This window comes from Streptomyces sp. NBC_01288, from assembly GCF_035982055.1.
In the GTDB taxonomy this organism is placed as follows: Bacteria; Actinomycetota; Actinomycetes; order Streptomycetales; family Streptomycetaceae; genus Streptomyces.
The window spans coordinates 9,690,656-9,706,939 of the sequence record NZ_CP108427.1 but is presented as its reverse complement, the minus strand read 5'-3'; the positions used below and the strand labels follow the sequence as shown (position 1 = coordinate 9,706,939).

Sequence of the window (16,284 nt, the reverse complement as noted above, 5' to 3'; positions counted from 1 at the left end):
AGAATGCCGCAGTCCTCCGGACGACGGAAGGCCTTTTCTGATGCTCCGTCAGATTTCTCGACAGCTAGGTCTGTCGCGCCGTGAGCACGGGCTGGTAGAAGCCACTGCCCTCCGGTTCGTGCCAACTGACGTCCGTGAAGCCCGCGTCGGCCACCGCATCGCTCAACTGGCCGCGGGTCAGGACCCAGGAGGTGACACGGCGCACCCGCACCTCCCAACCGTCGCCCGCGGGCAGGAGCTGGAAGAACTCCTGGTCGTACCGCTCACCGTCCTCGTGCCAGCGCCACAACTGGAAGGTGATCACCCGGCCTTCGGCGGTCGTCGACAGCTGGGGAGGCGTCGACGTGGGCCGGGTGGCCCGGAGTTCGTCGTAGTCCCGGATGCTGATCATCAGGAGCCCGTCGTCGCGCAGGACCCGCCGCATGCCGGCCAGAGCCGTACCGACGTCGTCGGCGGTGAGCAGATGCGCGAGGGAGTTGTCGGCACAGACCACGACGTCGAAGGCGGCTGCCCGGAACGGCAGCGACCGCATGTCCGCCACGGTCACCGGAAGGCGGACACCCCGGGCCGCGGCCTCGACGGCGGCCCGCGCGACCGCGGCCGGGCTCAGATCACTCCCGATCACCCGGTGTCCGACGCCCGCCAGCCCGATCGCCTGTGTGCCGATCCCACATGAACAGTCCAGCACCTGGTGTGGCCCGGAACCCAACCGATCCCGGACGACGCCGTCCAGTGCCGCCGCCTGGCGGGCCATGCTCGCGTCCCAGTCCGGGAAGATCCGGTGGTAGTCGGCGGCGAGCGCGTCGTAGAAATCCCGGACGGAGGACATCACTCCCCCGCCTCCAGCACCGCCATCGCCGCGTTGTGCCCCGGCACCCCGCTCACGCCGCCGCCCCGCACCGCGCCCGCCCCGCACAGCAGGACGTTCGCGTGCCGGGTCTCGACACCCCAACGGCCAGTGTCCTCCTGGGCGTAGGGCCAGGTCAGTTCGCGGTGGAAGATGTTGCCGCCGGGGAGTCGGAGGTCGCGTTCCAGGTCCAGCGGAGTCTTCGCCTCGATGCAGGGGCGGCCGTCCGCGTCGGTGGCCAGGCAGTCCGTGAGGGGTTCGGCGAGGTGGTGGTCCAACTGGGCCAGCGTCGCCTTCAACAGCTCGTCGCGTACGGCGTCGTTGTCCCGCTCGAACAGCCGCGCCGGGGTGTGCAGACCGAAGAGCGTGAGGGTCTGGTAGCCGTCCTCGACGAGGTCGCGCCCGAGGATGCTCGGGTCGGTGAGCGAGTGGCAGTAGATCTCGGAGGGCGGCGCGGCGGGCAGCGAGCCGGACGCGGCCTGGGCGTGTGCGGCGGCCAGTTGGTCGTAGCCCTCGGCGATGTGGAAGGTGCCGGCGAAGGCCTCGCGCGGGTCGACCGAGGTGTCGCGCAGCCGGGGCAGTCGCTTGAGCAGCATGTTGACCTTGAGCTGGGCGCCCTCGGCGGGGGCGGGCGGCTCGTCGCCGGTGAGGGCGGCCAGTTGCTGCGGCGAGGCGCCGACGAGGACGTGCCGGGCGGCTACGGTCCCCTCCCCCTCGGCGGTGCGGTAGGTGATCTCGGCGGCGCGTCCGTCGGTGTCGATCCGTACGGCCTCGTGGCCGGTGGCGAGGACGGCGCCGGCCACGCGCGCGGTGGTGGCGAGGGCGTCGGTCAGTGCGCCCATGCCGCCGACGGGGACGTCCCAGGCGCCGGTTCCGCCGCCGATGACGTGGTAGAGGAAGCAACGGTTCTGCGCGAGGGAGACGTCGTGGGCGTCGGCGAAGGTGCCGATGAGGGCGTCGGTGAGGACGACGCCCCGGACCAGGTCGTCGGTGAAGTTCTCCTCGATGGCGACGCCGATCGGTTCCTCGAAGAGCATCCGCCAGGCGTCCTCGTCGTCCACGCGGCGGCGCAGTTCGTCGCGAGTGGGGAGCGGTTCGGTGAGCGTGGGGAAGACCCGCTGCGCGAGGCGGCCGGTCATGCCGTAGAGCCGCTGCCAGGCCGCGTACTCGCGGTCGCCGCCGGTCAGCCGGGCGAAGGCGTCCCGGGTACGGCGCTCGCCGCCGCCGACGAGGAGGCCGGTGGGGCGTCCGTCGCGTTCCACGGGGGTGTACGACGAGATGGTGCGGCCGCGGATACGGAAGTCGAGGCCGAGGTCCCGCACGATCTTCTTGGGCAACAGGCTGACCAGGTACGAGTACCGCGACAGCCGCGCGTCGACCCCGGCGAACGGGCGCGTCGACACAGCGGCGCCGCCGGTGCCGCCGAGGCGTTCCAGGACCAGCACGGAGCGCCCGGCCCGGGCCAGGTAGGCGGCGGCGACCAGGCCGTTGTGGCCACCGCCGACGATGACGGCGTCGTACGTCCGGTGTCCGGGTCCCTCGTGTGCAGGCATGGTTCTTGGTAACACGAGGTGATCTAGGTCGGCCAGGGGTGGGCGGGTTGTGCTCGGTGACCGCGGGCGTACGTGGACCGGGTCGGGGGCAGGCGTGGGCGGGCTTAGGGGTTGCGGGTGTCCGCGCCCACGGCCGGAGGGGCGGGCGGGTAGTGGGCGCTGACGGGCGGATGCGCACCGGGCCGGGGGCAGGCGCAGCGGTTCCGTCTGTGGCGGGGTGAGGGGCGCGTTGGTTGTGCCTCCTTGGGTTGTTTCGCGGGTGGCGCGCCGTGGGGGCTGGTCGCGGAGTTCCCCGCGCCCCTTTGGGGGCGTTGGTCCACTGGGGCCTCCGGCTGTTGAATTGCGGGCTTGTTGGCTCCGGCCGGTTGGCCCACGGGCGTTGGTCTACGGCTGTGGGCTGCTGCGGTGACGCGGCCGTCCGCGAACACGGACGGAGGAAAGCGGGCAGTACCGGGCGCCTGCCGGCGGACGCAGACAGAGCCGAAGGCAGACGCAGGCGTCCCATGCCCAGGCGGACGCTGGCGCAGCCCTCCGCGAACACGGCCGGAGAGAGGCGGGCGGCACCCGGCGCCCGCGGGCGGACACAGACACGGCCGAAGCCAGACGCGGCCGTCGCCTCTGCGGGCGGACGAGGGGCCCAGCCGTCCGCCGACAGGACCGAAAACAGACGCAAGCGTCCCATCCGCAGGCGGACGCTGGCGCGGCCGTCCGCGAACACGGCCGGAGAGAAGCGGGCGGCACCCGGCGCCCGCGGGCCGACGCAGACACGGCCGAAGGCAGACCCGGCCGTTCCCGTCGGCAGCCCGGGTTGTCCGCGTCCACGGCCGGAGTTGGCAGCGCGGCCCTCAGTGCCCGCCGGCCGCCCGCCCCTGCCTGAGTACCGCCACGCGGCGATACAGCTCGACCGCCTCGGCGTTGCGGCCGAGTTGTTCCAGGCAGTGGGCCTCGTCGTTGCGGCTGGCGAGGGTGTCGGGGTGGTCCGGGCCCAGGACGCGCTCGCGGGCGGCGGCCACCCGGCGGTACTCGGTGAGGGCGTCGGCCCAGCGGCCCAGCCAGCCGAGGCCCACGGCGACCTCGCGGCGGCTGACCAGGGTGTCGGTGTGGTCGGCGCCGAGGACGCGCTCGCGGATGGCGCACACGTCGCGGGACTCGGCGAGGGCCTCCTCCCAGCGGCCGAGGCGCCCGAGGTTGACGCCGAGGCCGTGGCGGGCGCGGAGGGTCTCGGGGTGGGCGGGGCCGTGGACACGGGTGCGGTCGTCGATCAGGTCGCGGTACAGCTTCAGGGCGTCGGCGCTGCGGCCGAGCCGGCCGAGACTGATGCCGATCTCGTAGCGGGCGGCGAGGGTGTCCGCGTGGTCGGGGCCGAGAACTTGCGCGCGGGCTTCGGCGACCTCGCCGTAGGTCTGGAGTGCCTCGGGCCAGCGGCCCAACTGGCCTAGTGCGTAGGCGACTTCGTAGCGGGTGACCAGTGTGTCGGGATGACCAGGGCCCAGCACGCGGGCGCGGGCGGCGGCGACCTCGCAGGCCATGCGGTACGAGTCCTCCAGACGGCCCAACCGGCTGAGGTTGAAGGCGAGGTTGTGGCGGCAGCGCAGGGTGTCCGGGTGGTCGGGGCCCATGGTGCGTTCCCGGGCGGCGAGTACGGACGTGTACACCTGGTGTGCGTCGAAGTGCCGGCCCAACTGCCCCAGGACGTACGCCATTTCCTGCCGGGCGGCGAGCGTGTCGGCATGGTCGGCGCCCAACGCACGTTCCCTGGCGCGGGCGACGTGGGTGTACTCGTGCAGAGCGTCGGCGGCACGGCCGGTACGGCTGAGGGTGAAGCCGAGTTCGTACCGGCTGGCGAGGGTGTCGGGGTGGTCCGGGCCCAGCAGGTGCTGCCGTTCCGCTGCGACCGCGCGGTGCACCTCGCCGGCCTCCGCCCAGCGGCCCAACCTCCCCAGGCTCAGGCCCGCGTTGTGGCGTCCGGTCAGGGCGTTGAGGGTCTCCGTGGGCGGTGCGGACGGTGACTCCGGCGCGGGTTCCTCGGCGTGGCCGGTGGTCGGGCGGGCGATCCACTCGCCGGTGAGTCCGGCTCCGGCGTCCGGCGGGGTGGTGCGCAGTCCGGCGCCGGTCGCCTTGTGCCCGGTGGTCATCCCGCGCGTCCAGGACGGCAGGCGGGCTTCGCGGGAGGCCGGCTCCGACACGGGCTCGGACACGGCTTCGGACGGGCGCAGTTGGGGCTGCGGGGTCACAACGGTCGGCACATACAGGGGTGTCGTACGACCCAAGGTGATCCGGCGGCCCAACTCACGCGCGTCATGCGGACGTTGTTCCGGCAGCTTGGCGAGCAGGTCGAGGATGACCTTCTCCAGGTACTCGGGCACCTCGGCCCGCTCGTCGCGCGGCGGGCGGGGCACGGTGTCGCGGTGCCCGATGAGGATCGCCCAGGCGTCGCCGAGGTCGAACGGCGGTGCCCCGGTGGTGAGTTCGTACAGCACGCAGCCGAAGGAGTAGAGGTCGCTGCGCTGGTCGACCTCGGTGCCGCTGATCTGTTCCGGCGACATGTAGTGCGGGGTGCCCATCGCGATGCCGGTGCCGGTCAGCCGGGAGGTGAACCCGATGTCGGCGCCGAGGCGGGCAATGCCGAAGTCGCAGATCTTCACCGTGCCGTCCGTCAGCCGCATGATGTTCGCGGGCTTCAAGTCCCGGTGCACGATGCCCTGTTGGTGGGTGTAGGCGAGGGCGGAGGCGACCTGCTCGGCGATGTCGACGACGTCCCCGACGGGCAGCGGCCGCTGTTCGTTGTCCTCCAGGAGCTGAGAGAGATTGCGGCCGTCGAGCAGTTCCATCACCAGATAGAGGACCCCGTCCGCCTCACCGAAGTCATGGACGACGGTCACCCCGCGGTGCTGCAACGCGGCGGCCACCCGGGCCTCCCGCCGGAACCGTTCGCGCAGGACCCGGGTGAACGACTGGTCGTGGTGCGGGTTCAGCGGCTTGAGGCACTTCACGGCGACCTGCCGCCCCAGCGACTCGTCCCGCGCACGCCACACCTCGCCCATGCCACCGCGCCCGATCAGATCGAGCAGGCGGTAGCGACCCTGGATCAGTCTGCTGTCCCCCATCTCCCGCGTTCGCCCCCGTCGGTGTTCGTCCCGCCCTCCCCTGGCTCGTCCAGTATGGCGAGCGATCGTCCGACTTTGTACGGGGGCGTGCCCGAGCCGACCTGAGCCGTGACACGGCACACAGGATGCGCCTGGGCGGGTGGTGCCGGAGCACATGTGCGGGTACGCAGTGCAACAGGGTGCCTGTGGCGGGCAGTTGCCGGGGGACGGTGGCGGGCCCGGGGGCGGTCCGCCGTAGAGCTGATGGGCGTACGACGGCGGGGAGGCTTACGGCAAGTGCGTCACGCGCCGTCGGAGCACCTCGCACGCCGGGAAAATGTAAAGCATTTCGATCCCCCTCGAAGTGATTGACGCTTCCGGACGTCTCGGCAAATGGTTTCTCTTCAGGTGGACCCGAAATCGTGGGGAGAATCTTGTGACCGAGTGGATATTGGCATTCGACGCCGACTGTCGATTCTGCGAGGAAGTGGTGGATCGGGTTCGCGTGTCCGTCGACGGCACGTTGACCACCGCGGGCCTCACCGAACCCCGTATTCGCGACCTGCGCGTGCGTGCCCTGGGAGAAGGCGCCGAGTGGGCTCCGACCCTGTTGGCGGTCGACGGCGATCAGGTGCGGGCATGGACGGGAGCCGCGCTGTCCCTCCGCCTGGCACGGCTGTTGGGGCCCTCGGACTCGCTGCGGGTCGTGCGTGCGCTCCGCGACCTCGATGTGCTGCGGCCTCCGAGCCGTCGGGGAATCCTCAAGGCCGTCCCGGGGCTTGCTCTGGGAACGTTTCTGGTCACCGGCGGCCTGGCGGCCTCTCCCGCGCAGGCGGTGACCCGCGCCAAGGGCAGTAAGGCGTCGCGATGGGTGAAGGCAAACCTCGACCAGCTGCCGTCCGGCTACTCCGAGTTCGCCGCTTACCCCGCGGACTATCGCCGCGCCATCTACGGCGCGCTGTCCGCCTCGGCTCGGAGTGATCTGTGGGTGGCGCACTTCGCGAACTACCGGAAGACACACCCCGGTCTGTCGGCCGAGCAGTCCGCCGTGCTGGACGACGCGACGCGGTCGGCACCGCAGATCATCGCGGGGCGCCGGCAAGAAGCAGCCGCCGAAGGGCTGAAGGCGGCGGCTGTGGCGGCGTTCGGCGAGAGCGAGGCGCGGGCGATTCTCATGACGCTGGGCCCTGCCGACACTCAAGGTGCCGACACGCAAGGTGTGGCGCCTCGGAGCGATCAGGGCACCCAGGTCCTCGACTGCAATTCCCAGTGCGCGGGGAGCGGAAGCTGCGACACCGTGTGCTACGCCTCACCGTTCTACTGCAACTGGACCAATCACGGCTGCGGTCCACTGTGGCTGGGACCGTGCAGCGGGTACTGCATTTAAAGCCACCCCTGCTCGGCTAAAGCCACCCCCTGCTCGGCGCTCGTGCCTTCCTACGGCGGTGCACGACCGGGGCTACCGCCGCACCCTGGGCATCCCCAGCCCGATCCACGAGATGATCTCCCGCTGGATCTCGTTGTTGCCGCCGCCGAAGGTGAAGATGACGGCGGAGCGGTAGCCGCGCTCCAACTCGCCGTGCAGGACGACCCCTGCCGAGCCCTCCTTCAGGGCGCCGGCCGCGGCGACGATCTCCATGAGCCAGGCGTACGCGTCGCGGCGCGCCTCCGAGCCGTAGACCTTGACGGCGGAGGCGTCCTGCGGGGTGAGGGTGCCTTCCTGGACGGCGTTCACCATCTGCCAGTTGAGGAGTTTCATCGCGTCGAGCCTGGCGTAGGTGCGGGCGAGGAGGCGGCGGACCCAGGGGAGGTCGACGACGCGGCGGCCGTCGGTGAGTTTGGTCTCCATGGCCCAGTGCTGGACGTCGTGCAGGGCGCGGATCGCCATGGTGCCGTGGGCGGCGAGGGTGACGCGCTCGTGGTTGAGCTGGTTGGTGATCAGGCGCCAGCCCTGGTTCTCCTTGCCGACGCGGCGGGTGACGGGGACACGGATGTTCTCGTAGTAACTCGCGGTGGTGTCGTGCGAGGCGAGGGTGTTGATCACCGTGCAGGAGTAGCCGGGGTCGGCGGTCGGGACCAGGAGCATGGTGATGCCCTTGTGCGGCGGGGCGTCCGGGTCGGTGCGGACAGCGAGCCAGACCCAGTCGGCGGTGTCGCCATTGGTCGTCCAGATCTTCTGGCCGTCGACGACGTACTCGTCGCCGTCCCGTACGGCGCGCGTCTTGAGCGCCGCGAGGTCGGTACCGGCATCGGGCTCGCTGTAGCCGATCGCGAAGTCGATCTCGCCGGCGAGGATCTTCGGGAGGAAGTACGCCTTCTGTTCGTCGGTGCCGAACTGCATGATCGTCGGGCCGACCGTGTTGAGCGCCATCAGCGGCAGCGGTACGCCCGCCTGCGCGGCCTCGTCGAAGAAGATGAACTGCTCCATCGGCGACAGCCCGCGCCCGCCGTACTCCTCGGGCCAACCGACGCCGAGCCAGCCGTCCGTGCCGAGCCGGCGGATCGTCTCGCGGTAGAAGCGCTTCTGGGCGGCCGGGTCGTCGTAGCGCGAGTAGGCGTGGTCGGGCACCAACTCGGCGAAGTAGGCGCGCAGTTCGGTGCGCAGTCGCTGCTGCTCGGGCGTGTATTCGAGATGCACGGCGCCTCCAGGCTCCCCAAGGCCGGTCCTGACGGCGCACACCGTAGAACGTGTTCCAGAAATAGGGAATGGCGAGGCGGCAATGCCCCTGAAGGAAGCGGTGCTGCCCCTGAAGAGGCCGTAGGCGCACGTCAGTTCAGCGTGGCCGTGGGCTTCAGGTCGGCGTCACCGTGTGCTTCAGGTCAGTGTGGCCATGAACTCCGTGCACGCCCGCGCGCACTCCCGGCACTTCTCCGCGTCCGCCTCGGCGCCCGGCTGCGCGTCCAGGACCTGCGCGCACTCCAGGCAGACGAGCAGGCACCACTTGGCCTGGAGGCGCAGGGCGGACTCGTCCTGGCGGTTCTGTTCGGCCAGCATCCGGCAGGTCGCGTCGCACACCTCCGCGCACAGCAGCGCCTTGCGTCGTACGAGTGCCTCGTGGTCGCCGGCGTCCGGGTCGGAGCGGCTGACGCGCAGCACGCAGGCCCGCGCACACTCGGTGCAGGCCTGTGCGCAGGCGAAGCGGTCCTCCAGAAACCGGACGAGCTCCTGTTGCGTGGTCATGGCTGTCACACAGTCCGGGTTGCCGCTGCCGTCCCGCGCAAACCAGGCAGAGCAGGCATCCGGAGCAGCCATCCGGGGTGCGCGCTCCCCCGCCGGTCAGTACGGTGCTGTCCAGGTGTTCGACCTTGGACACGAGGAACCGCGCACGTCATCGAGGGGTTGAGGCGGCATGGCCGGCAAGAAGGCGGCAAAGCTGCCGCGCGCGAAGTACGAGACCGAACTGCTGCGTCTACAGACGGAGTTGGTGAAGCTCCAGGAGTGGGTGCGGGCCGAGGGCACCCGGCTGGTCGTGATCTTCGAGGGGCGGGACGCGGCAGGCAAGGGCGGCACCATCAAGCGCGTCTCCGAGCATCTCAACCCGCGTGTCGCCCGGATCGCCGCCCTGCCCAAGCCGACCGACCGCCAGCGCACCCAGTGGTATTTCCAGCGGTACGTCGAGCATCTGCCGGCCGCCGGTGAGATCGTCCTGTTCGACCGCAGCTGGTACAACCGGGCCGGCGTCGAGCACGTGATGGGCTTCTGCACCAAGGAGGAGTACCAGCTGTTCCTGCGCCAGTGCCCCATCTTCGAGCGGATGCTGGTCGAGGACGGGATCGTGCTGCGCAAGTACTGGTTCTCGGTGAGCGACGACGTCCAGGAGGAACGCTTCCGCCGCCGCCTGGACGATCCGCTGCGCCGCTGGAAACTGTCGCCGATGGACCTGGAGTCCCTCACCCACTGGGAGGCCTACTCCCGGGCGAAGGACGAGATGCTGGTGCACACCGATGTCTCCGAGGCCCCGTGGTACGTCGTCGAGAGCGACGACAAGCGCCGGGCCCGCCTGAACATGATCGCCCACCTGCTCGGCTCCCTCCCCTACCACGAGGTGTCGCCCCCGGTCCTCGAACTCCCGCCCCGCCCGCCGTCCACCGGCTACGAACGCCCCCCGCGCGACCTCCAGACCTTCGTCCCGGACCACGCGGCGAGCCTCTGAGCGGGTCGGGTCGAGGAGCACCATGTCCCCCAGCCCGGGCGGGCGCGTCCTGAACTGGCGACGCCTGGCACCCGGAATCGCCGCGCTGGCCGGATACCGGCGCGCCTGGCTGCGCGGCGATCTCCTCGCCGGAGTCACGGTCGCCGCGTACCTCGTCCCGCAGGTGATGGCGTACGCCGGGGTGGCCGGCCTCCCGCCGGTCGCGGGCCTGTGGGCGATCCTGCCCGCACTCGCGCTCTACGCCGTACTCGGCTCGTCCCGACTCCTCTCGGTCGGCCCCGAGTCGACGACCGCGCTGATGACGGCGACGGTGGTGGGCCCGCTCGCGGCAGGGAACCCCGACCGCTACGCGACGCTGGCCGCCGCCCTCGCGGTGACGGTCGGCCTGCTCTGCCTCGTCGCATGGGCGGTACGGCTCGGCTTCGTCGCCGATCTCCTCTCCCGCCCGGTCCTGATCGGCTACTTGGCGGGCGTGGCCCTGATCATGATCGTGGACCAACTCCCCAAGCTCACCGGGGTGTCGACGACAGGTTCGGCGTTCTTCCCCCAACTCTGGTCGTTCCTACGGCACTTGCGTCAACTCCACGCGCCTACGGTGCTGTTCGCCGCCGTCACGCTCGCGTTCCTGTTCACGGTGGCGCGGCTGTCCCGGATGGTGCCCGGCCCGCTGCTGGCCATGGTGCTGGGCACGGCGGCCGTGGCCGTCCTCGACCTCGACGACCGCTACGGCATCAAGGTGATCGGCCACGTCCCGGCGGGACTTCCCACGCTCGGCCTGCCCGACCTCACCCAACTCCCCCACCTGGTACTGCCCGCACTCGGCGTCCTGCTCGTCGCCTACACCGACTTCATCCTCACCGCACGCGCCTTCACCGGCGGCGACGAGGACGACGGCCCTGGTCTGGACGCCGACCAGGAGTTCCTGGCACTGGGCGCGGCCAACCTCGGCGCCGGCGTACTCCACGGCTTCCCGGTGAGCAGCAGCGCCAGCCGCACGGCGCTGGCCTCCTCGTCCGGCGCCCGCAGCCAGGCGTACTCACTGATCGCCGGAGCGCTCGTCCTCGCGGTCCTCCTCTTCCTGAGCCCCCTGCTCTCCCGCACCCCCTCGGCGGTCCTCGGCGCCCTCGTCGTCTACGCCGCCGTCCGCATGATCGACCTCACCGGCTTCCACCGCCTCGCCACCTTCCGCCGCCGCGAACTCCTGCTCGCCCTGGGCTGTTTGACCGGAGTGCTGGCCCTGGACATCCTCTACGGCGTGATCGTCGCCGTGGGTCTGTCGGTGGCCGAACTCCTCACCCGGGTGGCCCGTCCGCACGACGCCGTCGAGGGCCTGGTCCCCGGTATGGCGGGCATGCACGACGTGGACGACTATCCGCAGGCCCGCACGATCCCCGGCCTGCTCGTCTACCGCTACGACTCACCGCTCTTCTTCGCCAACGCGGAGAACTTCCGCCGCCGCGCCCTGGCCGCCGTAGCCCAACAGGCCGTCCCCGTGCGGTGGTTCGTCCTCAACGCCGAGGCCAACGTGGAGGTCGACATCACCGCCCTGGACGCGGTCGACGAACTCCGCCGCGAACTCGCCCACCGGGACGTCGTGTTCGCCCTCGCCCGGGTCAAACAGGACCTCCTGGCCGACCTGGAGGCGTACGGCCTGGTGGACTCGGTCGGCACGGACCACATCTTCCCGACCCTGCCCACGGCTGTGGCCGCGTACCGGGAGTGGAACGGTGTGCCTGGCGAGGGGGCGGCAGGGACGGTGGCGTAGCGCCCGTTCCCGTCGTGGGCCCGGATTGCCGACCGCACATAGGGAGCAGCCCGGCAGTTGCTGAAGGCGACGACCGGGACGCCGACCCCGGCATCTAGGTCACATTGCCGATGCCACCGCGAAAGCGCTCCCCATAGGGTCCATGACATGCCACACCGATGAAGCCGCCCGTGCGCGGCTGAGCCCGCCGACCGAGCCGAACTCCTATGGCGACCTGTTCAGTTGGTGCCCGCCGCCCTCGCACAGCAGCTAAGCGGCGAGCGCTTCGTCAGCCCCCCTTCCCCATCCCCATGCCTGAGGAGTCCCATGAGTTCCGATGTTTCCCGCCGGCGGGTACTGGCCGCCGGAGCGGCGCTGGCCGGGTCGGCGGCACTGATCGCCGGCGCGGAAGGAACGGCCGGCGCGGCTACGGCCACAACTGGTAACCGTGAGGAGAAGTCCAAGGTGAAGCCCACGATCGTCCTGGTGCATGGCGGGTACGCCGATTCGTCCTGCTGGAACGCCACCATCGGGGAGTTGCAGGACAAGGGCTACACCACGGTCTGCGCGGCGAACCCGCTGCGGGGCATTCCGACCGACGCCCCGTACGTCGCGAGCCTGCTGGACTCCATCAGCGGACCGGTCGTGCTGGTCGCGCACTCCATGGGTGGCACGGTCATCACGAATGCCGCCGCCGGGAAGTCCAACGTCAAGGCGTTGGTCTACATCGCGGCGTTCGTGCCCGACGTGGGCGAGACGCAGGGCGAACTCATCACGAAGTTCCCCGGCAGCGAGGTCGGACCGGTGAGCGTGCCGGTCCCGTACACGAAGGCCGACGGCACGACCGGAACCGACCTGTACCTGAGCAAGGACGGCCAGGCGGCCTTCGCCGCCGACATCTCCACCGCCGACTTCCGGGTCCTCCAGGCCACGCAGCGGCCGTTCGACGCCGATTCCTTCGTCTTCCCGACCACGGCCGCGGCCTGGAAGACGATCCCGTCGTGGGGCCTGGTCGCCGGCCAGGACAAGGCGATCCCGCCGGCGTGCGAGCGCTGGATGTACAGCCGCGCGAACGCGCGCAAGGTCGTCGAAATACCGCGCTCGTCCCACGTCGCGATGATCAGCCACCCGAAGGTCGTCGCCGGCCTCATCACGGACGCGGCCAGGGCGGTCAGCTGACACTCGCGGACAGTGCCCCGGTCCACCACTGCGGACCGGGGCGCTCTTCCGCCCTCCTGCTCCCTTGACCTGTGGGCACGCTCCGAATCGACCCGGACGGGAAACGGCCGTTGGAGTGCCCAGATCTTGCGAGATCGTCTCCTACGGAGCGGAAATTACGCGGTCAGCTCCAATCCGCCCGTCGCGGTATGTCACCGTCCACGTGCGACCCAGCTCTTGAGCCAGCAGAACAGCCAGCTCCTCACCCACCCGGTAAAAGGCCAGCTCGGTTTCCGGTGACGAGAATCCAGACGATGCGGGGTCGTCCACGCAGAGAGTTCCGTCGTACTCGTCGGCCCACTCGCTCAAGCGCTCCACCAATTTCGACGACAGCCCAAGGAGCGGATCGTCGGGCGCAATGTCACCTGTCTGCGGACCGCCCAGCCAGAGGGGATGACACCCGTAGTCCGCCATGAGCCGAATGGTGCGCGACTCGGGCCAGTCATTCATGAAAAACCTCGCATGTTCGCCCCGACGACATAAGCGCGGGAGGGCGGCACACCCCCGTTTGGATCCTGGGATTTATGCGGCTTCGTTTCTCATCCGTTCCGGCTCGGGGAGAATGGTTGGCATTTCGTCGCCATACCATGCATATTCCAGAGCAGACAGAAACCCTCCTTCCGTCCAGACGAGAATCTCCCCCTCAAGCTCACCGGACGCATTCGATACGGACGTTCGCGTCGGGATGGGGCCGGATGCGACAGCCGATTTCGGGGAACCCACGGGAACTCGAAGCTCAACGCTCACGGATTCTGGTGACCACCGCGCAGTCACCTCGCAGAGATCGATCTGCTCCCGAAGCTCTTGCACTCCGTTGAATTCGATGGCGAGAGCCTTGCGCAGGACTGCCTTCTCCGGAGGATTCGCCGGTCGCGGCGTTATCGCTAGCATATGGGTACTCCTCGTTACGGCTTGACGTATTTGTCGGGATTGAATGCAGTGCCGAGCCTTGGAATCCCCTTGACCATGGCACCCCGGATAGTTACCTTCTCTCCTTCAATGATGCGCGTCACTTCGTACAGGCCGCCCTTCGGCATATCGTCAGCATCCTTCAGGCTATCGAGGATCGCACGCAGTGCGTTCTCCCGACCGCCTGTCTTTGTGACAAGATCAGCGAGCCCATGCTTGGCCGGGTCGATGACGTGCCCGAGATTGGCCGACGTGTTCCATCCCATCCATGCCGCGTCGATCGCCTCGTCCGAGAGTCGTCCGGTCGTGTCCGCTGCCTTCGCGATTTTGCCGACGTCTTTGAGCTCCGAGACAGCTTTCAGCTTGCCGACAGGGAGAACCATCATCGCGGCCACAGCGCATTTGCTGAGCTTGGGGTCGTTGTAGCAGTCCTTGATGTCGTTGAGGCCGAAGAGCTCCCAGACGACAGCTGACATCAGTGGGTCGATGGGAGTCGGAGCAACTGTCCCCCCTGCCATCACGCAGGGCAGGAGTCCTGCGGTCTCCTGATTCATGCGAGGGATGCAGCGTGGCTTCGCATCCTGCTTTTGCTTCTGCTCGCGTACGTCAGCGGCCGCCTTACGTGCGGCTGCTTCCTCCTGTGCACGCAGGTTGTACGTGGTCTTCCAGGCTGCGGACGCGTCGGCCTTGGCCTGATCGGCGTTCTTTCCTGCGGCGATCGCGGAGGCGTGGGCGTCATCAGCGGCGCGGTTGGCCACCGTGGCCGAGGTGTAGGCGTATCGCGCCGAGAATTCGGCCTGGGCAGCGGATTCGTTCGCGGCTGCTGCGTCACGGTCGGCAGCATTGGCCGCGTTGCGGGCAGTGGTGGCAGAGGTCGCGGCCTGATTGGCGCTGGTCTGCGCCTTGTTGGCGGATTCCTTGGCGTCGTTGGCGTAACCAGTCGCCTGATCGGCGGACTTCTTGGCCTCGGTCGCGGCCGTCTGGGCTTCGGCGGAGGCCTGGTTGGCTTCGGCTGCGGCCTTGGCGGCCAGCCAGCGATTCTGCTGGGCCTTGGCCGCGGTGGCGTCGGTCTGGCTGATCAGCCCCTGGACCTGAGCGATGTGGGTCGCGGCGAGCTGGTCCTTGCGGTCGGCCATGTACTGGCCCACCCGGATGTCCGCAGGCGAAGCAGTTGCGCATGCCGCAGCACCTCCGACCCGTGAAGGCCGCTGCTGCACACTCCCCATCCCCGCTGTGTGCTGAGATCCGGCTGATGCCTTGTCCGCTGGGCAGGGTGGAACTTCTGGGCGGGAAGCGGCTGGGGTTGCCGGAGTTGCCTTTGGGAGAAATCCGAGCGTCCCCCGTGGCTGTCTGCACCACAACCTGCTGACTCCCCATCAGCCGAACCCTCAGGCCGACCTGCCTGGCCCCAATTGCCCCCAAGTACCTCAGGTGTTGGCGTACTTGACGTAGATCCAGCCGGGGAACCCCGTTGGCTCGGCCGCCTTGTCCGTCGTCGACCCCGGCCTTCACGTCGGGGTGTCGAGGAGACTTCATCCCGTCGACTGTGACTTCATCGCGTCGATCCGCAAGATGCCGACATCGGGCGCGGCATGGCCGAACACCTTCTCCAGGGTCCGCCGCTGGATGCCGGACCGGTCGGGGATGGCGCCTCGACCGGTCCGCCGGCAGCGGGCGGGGCATCCCGGATCACCCGGCGCTTCGTGAAGGACCCCCTCGTAGAACACACCCCAACACCTCACGGCTCAGGCCGGTCCGCAGGTCGACCAGGGTCGCCCCGAGCTGACCGGTTGAGAACGGTTTGCGTTTCGGCCCGGCCTCCGCCTCTGCCTCTGCCTCCCGCCGATGGTTGCCCTCACGTCGCTCATAGCGCCCGGACTCGACAGTGCGTCTCCCAGCGCGGGGCGAGCACCGCGACCGACTTGCCCGACTCGCCCCAGCTCACCCAGCTCACCCAGCTCACCCAGCTGCTGATGCGACAGCTCGCGTGGGCGTCCGTCCACATGTCTCCGCACTCACCGACCAAGGTCAATCGCAGGTCGGCTCGTTAGGCTCGGAGGCATGACGTCATCCCTTGCCGGCAGTGCGTTCGACTCGCTCCGTCTCGACTCCGTGCGCGATCAGGAGGCGCTGCGCCAGGTCTACGGACTCCCGCGTGACACGGCCACACGGAAGCAGATGACCGAACTCACCGAGCAGACCCGGCAGTTGATCGGCTGCTCATCGCTGGTCCTGGTCGCCAGCACGGACGCCGAGGGCCACTGTGACGTCTCCCCGCGCGGCGGCCCCGCCGGGTTCGTGGCCGTCCTGGACGCCCGGACGGTGGCGATTCCGGACGCGACCGGCAACAAGCGTCTGGACACCCTTCAGAACGTCGTCGCCACCGGACGGGCCGGGCTGCTGTTCGTCATCCCGGGACGCACCACGACGCTCAGAGTGAACGGCCGCGCCTGCGTCTCCACCCACCCTGAGCTGCTGTCCCAACTGACCGCCGTGGGCAAACCGCCGGCCAGTGCGCTGGTCCTGGGGATCGAGGAGGTCTACCCGCACTGCCCAAAGGCCCTCCTGCGCAGCGCGGCCTGGAAGCCGGAGCAGTGGTTGCCGGCGGACGCCCAGCCGACCTCCGCCGAGGTGACACTGGCCCAACTGCGGATGCCGGAACTGACGATCGCCGACATCGAGCAGTCGGAGGCGGACTCACTGAGGTACCGGTACGAGTAGCGGGCCGACCCGCGCTCGCCGAACCACCGGCCACCAGCTCGACGCGGCCCTC

General features: G+C 69.7%; 13 protein-coding genes. 6 read left to right on the top strand and 7 right to left on the bottom strand.

Annotation, left to right across the window (positions count from 1 at the left end; genetic code table 11):
- Window positions 1-64: 64 nt before the first annotated feature.
- The 3 genes from OG194_RS43665 to OG194_RS43655 all read right to left on the bottom strand — a co-directional run bounded on the left by OG194_RS43665 (window position 65) and on the right by OG194_RS43655 (window position 5,507).
- The gene (locus OG194_RS43665; RefSeq protein WP_327406265.1) at window positions 65-829 is read right to left on the bottom strand and encodes a class I SAM-dependent methyltransferase; all 765 of its coding nucleotides are present in this window, start codon (window positions 827-829) and stop codon (window positions 65-67) included.
- Window positions 829-2,400, bottom strand: coding sequence for a phytoene desaturase family protein (locus OG194_RS43660; protein WP_327406264.1), 1,572 nt, complete (start codon window positions 2,398-2,400; stop codon window positions 829-831). Before OG194_RS43660 ends, OG194_RS43665 begins: the two co-directional genes overlap by 1 nt.
- An 845-nt stretch (window positions 2,401-3,245) precedes the next feature.
- A complete protein-coding gene (locus tag OG194_RS43655) occupies window positions 3,246-5,507 on the bottom strand; it encodes a serine/threonine-protein kinase (RefSeq protein ID WP_327406263.1) in 2,262 nt (753 codons plus the stop codon).
- Window positions 5,508-5,850: 343 nt separating this feature from the next.
- Here OG194_RS43655 and OG194_RS43650 point away from each other — a divergent pair, with 343 nt between their 5' ends.
- The gene (locus OG194_RS43650) at window positions 5,851-6,873 is read left to right on the top strand and encodes a bacteriocin fulvocin C-related protein (protein ID WP_327406262.1); all 1,023 of its coding nucleotides are present in this window, start codon (window positions 5,851-5,853) and stop codon (window positions 6,871-6,873) included.
- Between the two features lie 72 nt (window positions 6,874-6,945).
- Here OG194_RS43650 and OG194_RS43645 read toward each other — a convergent pair whose 3' ends face one another.
- Both OG194_RS43645 and OG194_RS43640 read right to left on the bottom strand, forming a co-directional pair.
- A complete protein-coding gene (locus OG194_RS43645; RefSeq protein ID WP_327406261.1) occupies window positions 6,946-8,124 on the bottom strand; it encodes an acyl-CoA dehydrogenase family protein in 1,179 nt (392 codons plus the stop codon).
- A gap of 177 nt (window positions 8,125-8,301) precedes the next feature.
- Window positions 8,302-8,667, bottom strand: coding sequence for a ferredoxin (locus tag OG194_RS43640; RefSeq protein ID WP_327406260.1), 366 nt, complete (start codon window positions 8,665-8,667; stop codon window positions 8,302-8,304).
- Between the two features lie 169 nt (window positions 8,668-8,836).
- Here OG194_RS43640 and ppk2 point away from each other — a divergent pair, with 169 nt between their 5' ends.
- From ppk2 to OG194_RS43625, 3 genes are all read left to right on the top strand, one after another.
- Window positions 8,837-9,640, top strand: a complete 804-nt coding sequence (gene ppk2, locus OG194_RS43635) for a polyphosphate kinase 2 (RefSeq protein WP_327406259.1) — start codon at window positions 8,837-8,839, stop codon at window positions 9,638-9,640.
- Between the two features lie 22 nt (window positions 9,641-9,662).
- Entirely contained in the window at window positions 9,663-11,405 is a 1,743-nt protein-coding gene (locus OG194_RS43630) for a SulP family inorganic anion transporter (RefSeq protein WP_327406258.1), read from the top strand.
- 306 nt (window positions 11,406-11,711) lie between these two features.
- On the top strand, window positions 11,712-12,563 hold the full coding sequence (locus OG194_RS43625; protein WP_327406257.1) for an alpha/beta hydrolase: 852 nt from the start codon (window positions 11,712-11,714) through the stop codon (window positions 12,561-12,563).
- A 141-nt stretch (window positions 12,564-12,704) separates the two neighbouring features.
- Here the strand turns inward: OG194_RS43625 and OG194_RS43620 are convergent, their stop codons facing one another.
- Window positions 12,705-13,016, bottom strand: a complete 312-nt coding sequence (locus OG194_RS43620; RefSeq protein ID WP_327406256.1) for a hypothetical protein — start codon at window positions 13,014-13,016, stop codon at window positions 12,705-12,707.
- A gap of 491 nt (window positions 13,017-13,507) precedes the next feature.
- Complete coding sequence (locus OG194_RS43615; protein ID WP_327406255.1) at window positions 13,508-14,647, bottom strand: hypothetical protein; 1,140 nt, start codon at window positions 14,645-14,647, stop codon at window positions 13,508-13,510.
- Between the two features lie 786 nt (window positions 14,648-15,433).
- Here OG194_RS43615 and OG194_RS43610 point away from each other — a divergent pair.
- Both OG194_RS43610 and OG194_RS43605 read left to right on the top strand, forming a co-directional pair.
- The gene (locus OG194_RS43610) at window positions 15,434-15,562 is read left to right on the top strand and encodes a hypothetical protein (protein WP_327406254.1); all 129 of its coding nucleotides are present in this window, start codon (window positions 15,434-15,436) and stop codon (window positions 15,560-15,562) included.
- A 10-nt stretch (window positions 15,563-15,572) separates the two neighbouring features.
- Window positions 15,573-16,232 (top strand): MSMEG_1061 family FMN-dependent PPOX-type flavoprotein, encoded by a 660-nt coding sequence (locus OG194_RS43605; protein ID WP_327406253.1) that lies wholly within the window; start codon window positions 15,573-15,575, stop codon window positions 16,230-16,232.
- Window positions 16,233-16,284 lie beyond the last annotated feature (52 nt).

Excerpts from the sequence above, each read along its gene's own strand:
- OG194_RS43665 (WP_327406265.1), bottom strand. The coding sequence starts at position 829 with ATGTCCTCCGTCCGGGATTTCTACGACGCGCTCGCCGCCGACTACCAC.
- OG194_RS43660 (WP_327406264.1), bottom strand. The coding sequence starts at position 2,400 with ATGCCTGCACACGAGGGACCCGGACACCGGACGTACGACGCCGTCATC.
- OG194_RS43655 (WP_327406263.1), bottom strand. The coding sequence starts at position 5,507 with ATGGGGGACAGCAGACTGATCCAGGGTCGCTACCGCCTGCTCGATCTG.
- OG194_RS43640 (WP_327406260.1), bottom strand. The coding sequence starts at position 8,667 with ATGACCACGCAACAGGAGCTCGTCCGGTTTCTGGAGGACCGCTTCGCC.
- ppk2 (WP_327406259.1), top strand. The coding sequence starts at position 8,837 with ATGGCCGGCAAGAAGGCGGCAAAGCTGCCGCGCGCGAAGTACGAGACC.
- OG194_RS43630 (WP_327406258.1), top strand. The coding sequence starts at position 9,663 with ATGTCCCCCAGCCCGGGCGGGCGCGTCCTGAACTGGCGACGCCTGGCA.
- OG194_RS43625 (WP_327406257.1), top strand. The coding sequence starts at position 11,712 with ATGAGTTCCGATGTTTCCCGCCGGCGGGTACTGGCCGCCGGAGCGGCG.
- OG194_RS43620 (WP_327406256.1), bottom strand. The coding sequence starts at position 13,016 with ATGGCGGACTACGGGTGTCATCCCCTCTGGCTGGGCGGTCCGCAGACA.
- OG194_RS43615 (WP_327406255.1), bottom strand. The coding sequence starts at position 14,647 with ATGGCCGACCGCAAGGACCAGCTCGCCGCGACCCACATCGCTCAGGTC.
- OG194_RS43605 (WP_327406253.1), top strand. The coding sequence starts at position 15,573 with ATGACGTCATCCCTTGCCGGCAGTGCGTTCGACTCGCTCCGTCTCGAC.